Source organism: Flavobacterium sp., assembly GCF_039916025.1.
In the GTDB taxonomy this organism is placed as follows: Bacteria; Bacteroidota; Bacteroidia; order Flavobacteriales; family Flavobacteriaceae; genus Flavobacterium.
This window is the reverse complement of the sequence record NZ_JBDSMB010000015.1, coordinates 1-11,729: the sequence shown is the minus strand read 5'-3', so window position 1 is coordinate 11,729 and position 11,729 is coordinate 1. Positions and strand designations below refer to the sequence as shown.

At 33.2% G+C, this 11,729-nt stretch carries 13 protein-coding genes; 7 read left to right on the top strand and 6 right to left on the bottom strand.

The window, feature by feature from the left end:
• On the bottom strand, window positions 1-473 hold a 473-nt coding region (locus ABIQ27_RS00890), incomplete at its 3' end, for a DEAD/DEAH box helicase (RefSeq protein ID WP_348031166.1).
• Between the two features lie 86 nt (window positions 474-559).
• Here ABIQ27_RS00890 and ABIQ27_RS00885 point away from each other — a divergent pair.
• The 5 genes from ABIQ27_RS00885 to ABIQ27_RS00865 all read left to right on the top strand — a co-directional run bounded on the left by ABIQ27_RS00885 (window position 560) and on the right by ABIQ27_RS00865 (window position 3,738).
• The gene (locus ABIQ27_RS00885) at window positions 560-1,525 is read left to right on the top strand and encodes a KpsF/GutQ family sugar-phosphate isomerase (protein ID WP_348031165.1); all 966 of its coding nucleotides are present in this window, start codon (window positions 560-562) and stop codon (window positions 1,523-1,525) included.
• A complete protein-coding gene (tatC, locus tag ABIQ27_RS00880; protein ID WP_348031163.1) occupies window positions 1,525-2,352 on the top strand; it encodes a twin-arginine translocase subunit TatC in 828 nt (275 codons plus the stop codon). Before ABIQ27_RS00885 ends, tatC begins: the two co-directional genes overlap by 1 nt.
• Entirely contained in the window at window positions 2,336-2,683 is a 348-nt protein-coding gene (locus tag ABIQ27_RS00875; RefSeq protein ID WP_348031161.1) for a carboxymuconolactone decarboxylase family protein, read from the top strand. The genes tatC and ABIQ27_RS00875 overlap by 17 nt, the downstream gene beginning before the upstream one ends.
• 83 nt (window positions 2,684-2,766) lie before the next feature.
• Window positions 2,767-3,507: an LPS export ABC transporter ATP-binding protein gene (gene lptB, locus ABIQ27_RS00870; protein WP_348031159.1), complete on the top strand. Its 741-nt coding sequence runs from the start codon at window positions 2,767-2,769 to the stop codon at window positions 3,505-3,507.
• 3 nt (window positions 3,508-3,510) lie between these two features.
• Window positions 3,511-3,738: a hypothetical protein gene (locus ABIQ27_RS00865; RefSeq protein ID WP_348031157.1), complete on the top strand. Its 228-nt coding sequence runs from the start codon at window positions 3,511-3,513 to the stop codon at window positions 3,736-3,738.
• Between the two features lie 10 nt (window positions 3,739-3,748).
• On the opposite strand, the gene ABIQ27_RS00860 is transcribed toward ABIQ27_RS00865, so the two are convergent.
• Entirely contained in the window at window positions 3,749-4,471 is a 723-nt protein-coding gene (locus ABIQ27_RS00860; protein WP_348031156.1) for a CDP-alcohol phosphatidyltransferase family protein, read from the bottom strand.
• A 197-nt stretch (window positions 4,472-4,668) separates the two neighbouring features.
• Between ABIQ27_RS00860 and ABIQ27_RS00855 the strand changes: the two genes are divergently transcribed.
• The gene (locus ABIQ27_RS00855; RefSeq protein WP_348031168.1) at window positions 4,669-5,655 is read left to right on the top strand and encodes a PorV/PorQ family protein; all 987 of its coding nucleotides are present in this window, start codon (window positions 4,669-4,671) and stop codon (window positions 5,653-5,655) included.
• A 16-nt stretch (window positions 5,656-5,671) separates the two neighbouring features.
• Window positions 5,672-6,811, top strand: coding sequence for a DUF4105 domain-containing protein (locus tag ABIQ27_RS00850; RefSeq protein WP_348031154.1), 1,140 nt, complete (start codon window positions 5,672-5,674; stop codon window positions 6,809-6,811).
• Here ABIQ27_RS00850 and ABIQ27_RS00845 read toward each other — a convergent pair.
• Genes ABIQ27_RS00845 through ABIQ27_RS00830 form a run of 4 tightly spaced genes read right to left on the bottom strand, consistent with a single transcriptional unit; the run spans window position 6,791 to window position 11,625 of the window.
• On the bottom strand, window positions 6,791-8,179 hold the full coding sequence (locus ABIQ27_RS00845) for a sugar transferase (protein WP_348031152.1): 1,389 nt from the start codon (window positions 8,177-8,179) through the stop codon (window positions 6,791-6,793). The two genes, ABIQ27_RS00850 and ABIQ27_RS00845, sit on opposite strands and share 21 nt — an antisense overlap.
• 47 nt (window positions 8,180-8,226) lie before the next feature.
• Window positions 8,227-9,237, bottom strand: a complete 1,011-nt coding sequence (locus ABIQ27_RS00840) for a glycosyltransferase family 4 protein (RefSeq protein ID WP_348031150.1) — start codon at window positions 9,235-9,237, stop codon at window positions 8,227-8,229.
• Window positions 9,212-10,549 carry an O-antigen ligase family protein gene (locus ABIQ27_RS00835; RefSeq protein WP_348031148.1) on the bottom strand — a complete coding sequence of 446 codons (1,338 nt, stop codon included), beginning with the start codon at window positions 10,547-10,549 and terminating at the stop codon, window positions 9,212-9,214. Before ABIQ27_RS00835 ends, ABIQ27_RS00840 begins: the two co-directional genes overlap by 26 nt.
• Before the next feature lie 2 nt (window positions 10,550-10,551).
• Window positions 10,552-11,625 (bottom strand): glycosyltransferase, encoded by a 1,074-nt coding sequence (locus ABIQ27_RS00830; protein ID WP_348031146.1) that lies wholly within the window; start codon window positions 11,623-11,625, stop codon window positions 10,552-10,554.
• Between the last annotated feature and the right edge of the window lie 104 nt (window positions 11,626-11,729).

Sequence of the window (11,729 nt, the reverse complement as noted above, 5' to 3'; positions counted from 1 at the left end):
GGTCTGAAATCGTGTCCCCATTCCGAAATACAATGTGCTTCGTCAATGGCGACAAAAGAGATGGTTACATTTTGAAGAAACTCAACGTATTCTTCTTTTGTTAATGATTCAGGTGCTACATATAATAATTTGGTAATTCCTGAAGTGATATCTTTTTTAACCTGATTTATTTCTGTTTTGGTAAGAGACGAATTCAACACATGTGCAATGCCATTTTCTGAAGACAAACTCCGAATAGCATCTACCTGATTTTTCATTAAAGCAATAAGCGGAGAAACTACAATAGCGGTTCCTTCCTGAATCAAAGCAGGCAGCTGATAACATAATGACTTTCCGCCACCTGTAGGCATTATAACAAAAGTATTATTTTGAGTAATAATACTTTTTATAACTTGTTCTTGTAATCCTTTAAATTGGTTGAAACCAAAATATTTTTTTAATTCTTTGTGAATGTCAATTTCGTCTAAATTCATTCTCTGTTAATGGTATTTTTACATAAATTTGCAAACATAAAGATACTACTTTCTTTATTACATACAAATTTTATATTGTTACAATTTTGATAAAAAAAGAAAACATTCTTGCCTCTGCCAAAAAGACAATTTTGTCTGAAAGCGAGTCAATAGCTAAGCTAACCGATTTTTTAGATGACAATTTTGTTAATGCTGTAGAAATCATTTACAACTCAAAAGGCCGTTTAGTTGTTACCGGAATAGGCAAAAGTGCTATCATAGCCCAAAAAATTGTGGCCACTTTAAATTCTACCGGAACTCCTTCCCTTTTCCTTCATGCTTCAGAAGCCATTCATGGTGATTTAGGCATGGTGCAGCCTGGAGATGCTGTGATCTGTATTTCAAAAAGCGGTAACAGTCCTGAGATTAAGGTTTTGGTTCCGTTGTTAAAACGATTTGGAAACAAACTGATTGCCATTACCGGAAATATAACTTCCTTTTTAGGAAAAGAAGCCGATGTTGTTTTGAATACTTATGTCGAAACCGAGGCTTGTCCCATTAATTTGGCACCAACAAATAGCACCACAGCACAATTAGTTATGGGCGATGCCATTGCAGTTTGTTTGATGGAAATGAAAAATTTCACTGCTGAAGATTTTGCCAAATATCATCCTGGTGGCGCTTTGGGTAAAAAACTATTGTTGCGTGTTGGCGACATGCTTGACACTACGCACAGACCGGTTGTTTCACCAGATTCGACAATCAAAAAAGCCATTGTTGAAATATCTGAAAAACGATTAGGAGTTACAGCTGTGGTAGAAAATGACAAAGTTATCGGAATCATAACCGATGGAGATATAAGAAGAATGCTGAATAAAACTGAAAACATTTCAGGATTAACAGCACAAGACATAATGACCAAAAATCCGAAAACCATAAAATCAACTGATATGGTTAGCGATGCCCTGAATATTCTTGAAGACTTTTCAATTACGCAATTAGTAGTTGTTGACAATGGTGATTATAAAGGTGTAATTCATTTGCATGATATTTTAAAAGAAGGCATCGTATAATGGCGAAAAAGAATAAACCAACAGGCGAAATGTCTTTCCTGGATCATCTTGAAGAATTAAGATGGTTATTAGTAAGAAGTTCAGCTGCAGTTGTCATCATGGGAATTGTTGCCTATTTCTTTGCAGATTATATTTTTTCCGATATCATTTTTGGCCCAACGGATCCAAGTTTTGTTACCTATCGCTTTTTTTGTGATGCTTCTCATTATCTTGGATTTGCAGACAGCATTTGCATTACCGAACTAAATTTCATCATTCAGAATACTGAAATGGAAGGTCAGGTAAATATTTTTGTGTGGGTTTGCATAACTGCAGGTTTTATTTTGGCTTTCCCTTATATACTCTGGGAATTCTGGAAGTTTATAAGTCCGGCTTTACATGAAAAAGAGAAAAAAGGAGCCAAAATTTTCATTTTTGTAGCTTCAGTTTTGTTCTTTTTGGGAGTGCTTTTTGGTTATTATGTCATCGTTCCGATGTCGGTAAATTTCTTAGCAACATTCTCTATAAGCAGTGTTGTGAAAAATCAATTTAGCATTGATTCCTATGTTAGTATGGTTAAAACGGCAGTTATTGCCAGTGGATTATATTTTGAATTGCCAATCATCATTTATTTCCTGACGAAATTAGGACTGGTTGGACCAAAATACTTAAGAAAGTATAGAAAATATGCCATCGTTATTATATTGATTATTGCTGCTATTGTAACGCCTCCTGATGTTGTAAGTCAGATAACCGTTGCAGTGCCAATGTTGGTCATTTATGAAGGATGTATCTGGATTTCGGCTATTGTAGAAAAAAATAAAAAGAAAGATGAGCAAACTAGTTGAGGATTTTAATGAATATCGTTCAAGAATGAACGGTAAATTATTGGCTGACAATAATAAAATTGTAAAACGTATTTTCAATCTTGATACCAATGCTTACGCAGAAGGCGCATTGGATGTTAGGACAAAAGAGCTACTCGGACTTGTTGCATCAGCAGTGTTGCGTTGTGATGATTGCGTAAAATACCATTTGGAAACCAGTTATAAACTTGGAATTACCAAAGAAGAAATGATGGAAGCTATGGGAGTTGCAACTTTAGTTGGCGGAACCATTGTAATTCCACATTTGAGAAAAGCTTATGAGTTTTGGGAAGCACTTGAAGAAAATAAATAATTGTTAAAGAGTTGATTTGGTTATTTGGTTATTCGTTAATTTGCCAGATAAACAAATACACAAATAACCGAATAACCGACAAGATGAAATTAAGAGCCGAAAATTTAGTCAAAACCTATAAAGGCAGAAGTGTTGTTAAAGGTATTTCTGTCGAAGTAAATCAAGGTGAAATCGTTGGGCTCTTAGGTCCAAATGGTGCCGGAAAAACAACTTCGTTCTATATGATTGTTGGATTGGTTAAACCAAATTCAGGGAATATCTATTTAGATGACATGGATATTACCGAATTTCCAATGTACAAGCGTGCACAAAACGGAATCGGTTATTTGGCACAGGAAGCTTCTGTTTTCAGAAAGTTGAGTATTGAGGATAATATTTTGAGCGTATTGCAATTAACAAAGCTTTCTAAAGAAGAGCAAATAGCCAAAATGGAAAGCCTGATTGCCGAGTTTAGTCTTGAACACATCAGAACCAATCGTGGTGATTTACTTTCGGGTGGTGAAAGAAGAAGAACCGAAATCGCAAGAGCTTTGGCAACTGACCCAAAATTTATTTTGCTTGATGAACCATTTGCCGGTGTTGACCCAGTTGCGGTAGAAGATATTCAGCGTATTGTAGCGCAATTAAAAAACAAAAATATCGGAATCTTAATTACCGACCATAACGTTCAGGAAACACTTGCTATTACTGATAAGACATACTTAATGTTTGAAGGTGGAATTCTAAAAGCCGGAATTCCGGAAGAATTGGCAGCTGACGAAATGGTTAGAAAAGTATATCTAGGACAAAACTTTGAGTTACGTAAAAAGAAATTGACGTTTTAATAAATGCAAAACCCAGACAAAGAACAATTAGAAAATTGGTCGAAAGATCCAAAGAATTGGAAACTCGGGAATTTCTATTTCAATAAAGAAGACAAAAGAGTCTTTGTTGACAAATCCAATCCGGAATATGGAATAAGTGTAAATTTTGCCAGTCCAAAAACATATTTAGTCTTACTTATATGCTTTCTCTTTTTTGGATTTATCCTCTACATGATTAATAAAAATAAATAAAAAAAGCTTCCTAATTGGAAGCTTTTTTTGTGACTATATTATTGATTACCGAAAGTAAAACGTAAATTACAATTATCAGTGGAACAGCTAGTATCTGAAGAAAAATAAGCAGTACAAGTGAAAGTGCTAAAAAGAAAATCTGCAATTTGTATTTGGCAAAACTGAAATTTTTAATCTTTAGTGAAAATAACGGAATTTCAGCATTCATAACGTAAGCGCTTAGAAGTGTTATTGCAATTAAAACCCATTGATTATTAATCAAATAAAACACAAATGGGATAACTACTAAAGGTAGACTTGTTATAAACAAAGCATTAGCTGGAGTTGGCAAACCAATAAAAGAATCCGATTGTCTTTCGTCTATATTGAATTTAGCTAAACGATAGCATGCGCCAAGCGTAATTATAAACCCTAAATAAGGAAGCACAATATGATACCATTCCATATTCATTACTAATGGATTCCTGATGTTTTTTAGCATTTGACACATCACATAACCCGGAACAACTCCACTCGTAACCATATCTGCCAACGAATCTAATTGAACTCCTAATGGTCCGGCAACGCCAAATTTTCGGGCAAAAAAACCATCAAAAAAATCAAAGAAAATACCAAGACATACAAAGAAAAATGCACATTCAAACTCAGAATATGATACCATAACTACAGCCACACAGCCACAAAACAGATTAAGCATGGTGAACAAGTTTGGAATCAGAGCTTTTATTTTCATAAGACTTCAGTTAGTTTTTTAAAAAAGAATTACAAATCTAATACAATAAGTTAAAGCTTTCTGCGTTTTATATTAGAGATTTTTATTTGATATTTGTAAAAAGAAAAATTGCCTTGAAAAAAACAATTGCTATTCTACTGCTTTTTATTAGCATAATTACTCATGCACAAACAGTTAGGAAATATTCCAATGAATTTATGAACATTGGAGTTGATGCTGCTGCTTTGGGGATGTCTAATGCGGTAACGGCATTTACAGGCGATGTAAATTCAGGCTATTGGAATCCGTCAGGTTTACTTAAAATCGAAGACAGTGAAGCATCATTAATGCACGCGAGTTACTTTGCCAATATTGCCCAATATGATTATGCGGCTTACGCCAAAAAGATAGATGACCGAAGCGCCTGGGGAATTTCATTGATTCGTTTCGGTGTGGATGACATTTTAAATACGACGCAACTTATTGACAGTGAAGGAAATATTGACTACAACCGAATCAGCCTTTTCTCAACAGCCGATTATGGATTGACATTTTCCTATGCGAGGCGCCCAACATTAGTTGAAGGTTTGCGATATGGCGTAAATGCAAAAGTTATCCGCAGAGTTATTGGTGATTTTGCGAGCTCATGGGGTTTTGGTTTTGATTTCGGATTGCAATATGAAAACAATGATTGGCATTATGGAGTCATGCTTCGCGATATTACAACAACTTATAACGTTTGGGCAATCGATGAAGATAAATACAATGAAATAAAAGATGCTGTAGCCGGACAAAATCAGGAACCGCCTGAAAGTACTGAGATTACTTTTCCAAAAGCGCAACTTGGTATCTCCAAAAAGTTTGATATTCATTATGATTATTCGTTGCTTGCCGCAGTTAATCTGAACATGCAGTTTACCAAAACAAACGATATCTTTGCTTCAGATGCTGTGAGTATTGACCCGGCTTTAGGACTTGAATTTGGTTATACCGATTTGGTTTTTCTTCGCGCCGGAGTTGGGAATTTTCAAAATGTAGAGCAAATTGACGGAAGTACGAAAGTCAACTTCCAGCCCAATATTGGCCTGGGTTTTAAGTATAAAGGCATTCAGGTAGATTATGCTTTAACTGATTTGGGTGATCAAAGTGCCGCTTTATATTCTAATATCTTTTCTGTGAAAGTAGATTTGAGTATTTTTAGATAAAATTTAAAAGAAATCAATGTTTAAAAATAAACTTCCCATCTTATTACTACTATTTTTTGTTCTAAAAAACGGTTTCGCTTTTGGACAAATTCCATTATCTAAAAACACCAAAATTAGCATTTTAACCTGTGAACAAGGGAATGAACTCTATTCAATTTTTGGCCATACGGCAATCAGAATTCAGGATGCTTCCAATGATTTAGATGTGGTTTACAATTATGGAACCTTTGATTTTGCAACAGAGAATTTTTATTTAAAATTCATTAAAGGCGATTTGCGGTATTTTGTAACTGCCAATTCATATAATGAGTTTTTTTATCAATATACTATAGAAAACCGCTCTATATATGAGCAAACTTTAAACCTGACTGCAGCGCAAAAGCAACAGCTTTTTGATGCATTGAATAAGAGTCTGCTTACTGATGAAAAGTATTATACTTATAAGTTTATCGATAGAAATTGCACCAATATGGTTGTGGACAAAATAAACCAAACATTGGGACAAAATTCAATTGTGAAAACTACCGAAAAAGGTCAAAGCTACCGTGAAATTCTATTTCCTTATGTAGAAGATCATTTTTATGAAAACCTCGGAATCAATGTTATGTTTGGCGCTAAAACGGATGAAGATGGAAAGAAATTGTTTTTGCCTAATCAATTTATGGAAAGTTTGAAGGTGGCGCAATTCAATGGAAAACCAGTTTCTGAACAGCCAAGAACCATTTTAAAAGCAACACCCACAAAATCTGAAAAATCGCTTTGGAATAATTATTATAGTTTCTGCCTGATTTTTTTATTGATTGTGATAAGCAGAAAATCCTGGATTTATCTTAGCTATTTCGCAATAATTGGCCTACTTGGAATCTTTTTATCTTTAATTGGATTTTATTCTTCTCACCAGGAAGTAGCTTACAATTACAATGTTTTACTATTCAATCCTTTATTGCTCGCACTGATTTTTTGTTTCTGGAAAAATAAATTTATTTGGGTAAAAAGGATAGCACTATACAGTTTACTTATGTTAGGCTTGTTTGTCATTATTCTGCTAAACAAACCAAATCTGGTAATGTTCCTGCCAATGATTATTTGTTCAGGGATAACGCTTTTTTATTTTCTTAGAAGAAGCAAGCGACAGCTATTGGCCGCGGTAAAATAAAACAGTACTCAGCGTTTTAAAAATGATATTAACATCAAGGAAAATACTTCTGTGCTTGATATAATATAAATCATATTGGAGTTTTATCAAACTATCATCAATGGTTTCACCATATGAATAATTTACCTGTGCCCAACCAGTCAGTCCTGGTTTTATAACGTGACGCGTTTCATAAAACGGCATCACTTCGGCAATTTCATTTACAAAGATTGGACGTTCAGGTCTTGGTCCAATTACAGCCATATCACCTTTTAAAATATTGATAAACTGTGGTATTTCGTCCATTCGGGATTTTCGCATTATTTTTCCAAATGGTGTTATCCTGCTATCATTTGTTGTGGCAAAAACAGCACCTTCTTTCTCTGCATTGATAACCATTGTCCTATATTTCACAATGTTGAAAATCTTACCGTTCTTACCTACTCTTTCCTGTGTGTAAAACAATTTCCCTCTGTTTCCAAAAAGGTTTCCAATCAAAATAAAAGGCAAAATAATTAGTCCGATTGATAAACCAATAACCGAAAATATAATCTCAAAAAAACGCATTACAATTAAGTAAAAATGATTTTGATTACTTCTGCTAAATGGGAAATAACGGTAGAAATCCCTTGAAACATATTGTACCGGAATCCGTTGGGTCATATTTTCATAGACCTGTGTGTACTCTCTAATTATATAGCCATTTTCTAATAAATTAATCAATTGATTGTAGAGATTAACTGTTATACCATCAGTTTTTTGAGATGCAATTACTATTTCTGAAATTGAATTTTCCTTGACAAATTCATCCAGTTTATTAATGTCAATGCTTTTTATCTTATCATTTGTTTTGGTATTTGCGCTATCAGAGTTAACAAAACCTAAAACACGATAGTGCGGATCAGCACTTTCAAGCGCAAAAACAAGTTCTTTATATTGCTCTCTATCACAAATAAGGATTACTTTTTTTGAAAATCTATTTGATGCAAAAAACCGAACATACATCATTCGCCATATAAACAATGCTAAAAATATAGCAATATAAAAAATGAGGATTTGAAGACGGTTGGTTGGAAGAATCGGAGTATAAACCGGGGTTAATAAATATAGTAAAACCGTTATTGATGAAGTAAGGATTATGCTTTTTATGATTTGAAATTGATTGCTGGCAACCTGCAGATTATACATTTCAAAAACAGAACCTATGAAATTTAGGTATATTCCTAAAACAATTGTCCAATAAAAATTTGTTTCTGAAATATTGAAATAATTGAATTTGAAAACTATTCCAACTAAGTACAAAGAAAGTAACACCGAAATTACGTCAAAAATCCGCAAAAGAATTTTTCTTTCCGAAACTTCAAAGTGTATATCCTTATATTTATTCATTTTTTGGGGTAAAAAGAATTTTGAAGTCGCAAGTTAGTGAAATTACTTTACACGAGTAGCTCTACCCATTGCTTTTTGACTATTTCCCAGTCAAAGCTTTTAACAGATTCCTTACCTTTTTCGGATAAATTTTGTGCCAGATTTGCCTCTGTAAAAACCCGATTAATTTGATTCGTCATGTCGTCAACATCATCGTCGTTTACTAAAAGAGCATTTTCGTTATGTTCTAATAAATAGGTGATTCCACCAACATTTGTTGACACAACCGGCAAACCTAAAGCCATGGCTTCAATAACGCTTATTGGAGTATTGTCAAAATGCGTGGTGTTTATAAAAACATTGTATTCTTTTGATAATGCAATCCAATCTACTTTTGATAATTTACCGGTAAAAACAACTTCAATATTGTTTTTTTTGACAAATTTTAAAGCCTTTGCATGGCTATCATCCTTTTTTGGGCCAACCATGCAAATCTTTGCATCTGGAAAAATATCTTTTATCTTGATGAATACTTTGACCGCCATCAATGGATTGTATATTTTAGCAAATGATCTTACCCAGAGAATCTTAGGTGTTTTAAATTCTTTTGGAGATGAAGAATATAACTGCATCTCAATGGTGTTGGGAATATATTTTAGATTGGTATAACCACTTTTCTTAAAAGCTTCTAATAAGTAATAAGACGGAGCAATATTTATGTAGGCATTTTTAAAAATCAGATTTGAAAAAAACTTACTTCGGATAATCCTACTTGGCAAATTACCACCGTGAAGCTTGGGTATATATTTTAAATTCAGCATTCTACACAGTTGAGAAATAATAAAAGCATACCAAAAATTCTTAGTGCTATAAGTGTCGATTAAAACATAATCAACCTTTTTAGCATACTTGAATGTTTTACTTATCATCTCAAGCATTCTCCCAATTTTATTCTTTTTGGAAGAAGCATAGTATACATTAAAACCTTCACCTTCAAGAAAAACCCCAAGAGTTTCTATTGATGTCGAAGTATAACCATGGTCGGATAATTTATTACCTATGTAAAGGAGGTTCTTCATCCATATAAACTTTTAGTAGCGATAACGAATATACAAAAGCTGGTGCAGCAATCCGCATAGCAGCATGATTAATTGTAAGTAACCAAAATAGTAACAGCGAAAACATATAAATATTTTGTTTATTGTCTAAATATAAAAAAATTGGCGTAAACAGCACTATTAGTAAAGCTATAATACCCATCATACCATGTTCTGCAATTGTTCTTGAAATTTCGCTGTGAGATGCTATAATCAATCCGCCAGATCTTTCTTCCCTGATTTCCAGTGCTTTTCCCACGCCTATGCCAAAAACCGGATGATCAAGAAAATCAGCTATTTCACTATCCCAAATCTCTTCTCTACCTGATAAATTGCTTTCTTTCACCCTACCGGCTGCATCCTTATTTGCATATCGCTTGTCAATTAATCCACCTGTTTGATTAGAAGTATAAATCCATGTGAATAATAAAGCGACGGCCATGAAACCAAAAAAACCTAATAGCTTATACTTTTTATAACTCTTGACATTGACATAAATATATATCAACAACAAGAATATCATTACAAAACCAGTCATCATACCACCTCTGGAAAATGTTACAAATCCTCTATACGTAATATTAAAAAGGATAATTAAATTTACAATAAACATCAACTTTGTCTTTGAGTCTAAAAGTAATCTTGAAAAAAATATAAACATTCCAACGCCTAATACAGTAGATACCTGATTAGGGCCGAATCCTCCTGAAGTCTCTAAATTAGAATCAGTTCCTGTCAATATCTCTTTTAAATCCGGAGTATATAAAATTAAATAAATGGTTGTGGTAAAAATTGGCAATGCTAAGGTTAACAGAATATTGTTAAGCTGGGAAAGCAATATTTTACGATTATAGCAATATATTGAGGCAATGCCGAGACAAAATGGACCAGAAAGATTAAAGGCCAATTGCTTTCGGATATCTGTTTGCAAATTCAATGTTTCTGAAGCTACATATGCTCCAGGCAGCAATAGTAATATATAAATCCAATATGGTATTGCGTTTTTTGAAAATCCATTATAATACATTCCCAAAATTAAAAATACCATCACGCCATATTTTGCCGATTCATACAGCAAATTTCCACCTGTCATCCTCAAAAAAACCTCACTCCCAACAATATAAGCAGAAACAAATAAAACCTCATTATTTCTATTTTGGTTTTTTACTATATAATACAGTCCAATCATTGGAATACTAATAGCATACAAAGTAGCCAAAGGTCTAAATACGTATACTAAAATACCGATTAAGACATGGAAAAGAATAAAAATGATATATTTTCTTTCTTTCATATTTAAAGGTTTGAAACCCAGTTTAAATAGTTAGTAATAACACCATCTTCTGAATTATTTTCCAAAACGGTTTGATAAAGTGAATTACCCATTTTCATCCGTAAATCTTCTTCGGTTATAAATTTCAATAATTTTTGATAAAACAAATTTGCATCATTTACGCCAACAATAAACCCATTCATTCCATCTTTGATAATCAAAGGTATTTCTCCAACTTTAGTAGAAACTACGGGTTTTTTAGAAAGTCCGTATTCAATTAAAGCTATAGGCAAACCTTCTGATTTCGAAGTCAATATGGCGATTTCTGATTGATTTATAATGTTTTTAATATCATTTTTAGAACCATAAATAAAAACATTTCTTTCTAAATTCTTATTTAAAATCGCAGTTTTTACTTGTCTTGAATATTCATCTTTAAAATCTTTTCCTACCAAATGAAATGTCCAATCCGGATGAGATTGCTTCAACTTTTCGGCAACTTCAAGCAACAAAAAGTGATTCTTCTGATCCCGCAGATTAGCCAAACACAAAATCCGCTTTCCTGATTCTCCTTCTAAAACGGTTTCAGCTTTTGCTGCGTTATCAATGGTTGTAAAATTAGGCAAATAAATTACTTTTTTACAATTCAACTCTTTTTCTGCCCAAGCTTTCAGCTTATAATTTACCACAATAATTCCTTTGAAAAAAAAGGAGGCAATCTTTAAGGCAAATGATTTTTCAGAGCTGATGAACTCGCTTAATCCATTATGATCATGCCAAATTATAGCAACTTTTGGGTAAATAAATTTAACCAATAATGCTGTAAAATAAGAACTGCTGTGTGGCTGAAGGAAATCGACTTTGTTTTCTTTGCAATATTTTTTCAGCCTAAAAACAGCACCAAAATCAAGGGTTGCTTTTTTCTTTAGGAAAAGATAAGAAACCGATTGGTTCAACTGATTTTTTAATTTCCCTTCAGCTCTGGTGGCAACTAAACCTGAAAAATCACATTTTGTTGAAAGCGCATTTGCATAGTTAATTGCCATTTTTTCGGCACCACCAATTTCTAATGAGTCTATAATCTGAACTATTCTCATGATTTTAAAAGCAGTTTAATTTCATCTTCAAAAACATCCATAGTAAACTGTCTCGACCACTGAATAGCTTTATTTACTTTATCCTGATACAAACTATTATTTTT

What these genes read in the sequence shown, in the direction of transcription:
- tatC (WP_348031163.1), top strand. Translation starts at nt 1,525, where the DNA reads ATGGCGAAAAAGAATAAACCAACAGGCGAAATGTCTTTCCTGGATCAT.
- ABIQ27_RS00875 (WP_348031161.1), top strand. Translation starts at nt 2,336, where the DNA reads ATGAGCAAACTAGTTGAGGATTTTAATGAATATCGTTCAAGAATGAAC.
- lptB (WP_348031159.1), top strand. Translation starts at nt 2,767, where the DNA reads ATGAAATTAAGAGCCGAAAATTTAGTCAAAACCTATAAAGGCAGAAGT.
- ABIQ27_RS00865 (WP_348031157.1), top strand. Translation starts at nt 3,511, where the DNA reads ATGCAAAACCCAGACAAAGAACAATTAGAAAATTGGTCGAAAGATCCA.
- ABIQ27_RS00860 (WP_348031156.1), bottom strand. Translation starts at nt 4,471, where the DNA reads ATGAAAATAAAAGCTCTGATTCCAAACTTGTTCACCATGCTTAATCTG.
- ABIQ27_RS00855 (WP_348031168.1), top strand. Translation starts at nt 4,669, where the DNA reads ATGAACATTGGAGTTGATGCTGCTGCTTTGGGGATGTCTAATGCGGTA.
- ABIQ27_RS00850 (WP_348031154.1), top strand. Translation starts at nt 5,672, where the DNA reads ATGTTTAAAAATAAACTTCCCATCTTATTACTACTATTTTTTGTTCTA.
- ABIQ27_RS00845 (WP_348031152.1), bottom strand. Translation starts at nt 8,179, where the DNA reads ATGAATAAATATAAGGATATACACTTTGAAGTTTCGGAAAGAAAAATT.
- ABIQ27_RS00840 (WP_348031150.1), bottom strand. Translation starts at nt 9,237, where the DNA reads ATGAAGAACCTCCTTTACATAGGTAATAAATTATCCGACCATGGTTAT.
- ABIQ27_RS00835 (WP_348031148.1), bottom strand. Translation starts at nt 10,549, where the DNA reads ATGAAAGAAAGAAAATATATCATTTTTATTCTTTTCCATGTCTTAATC.
- ABIQ27_RS00830 (WP_348031146.1), bottom strand. Translation starts at nt 11,625, where the DNA reads ATGAGAATAGTTCAGATTATAGACTCATTAGAAATTGGTGGTGCCGAA.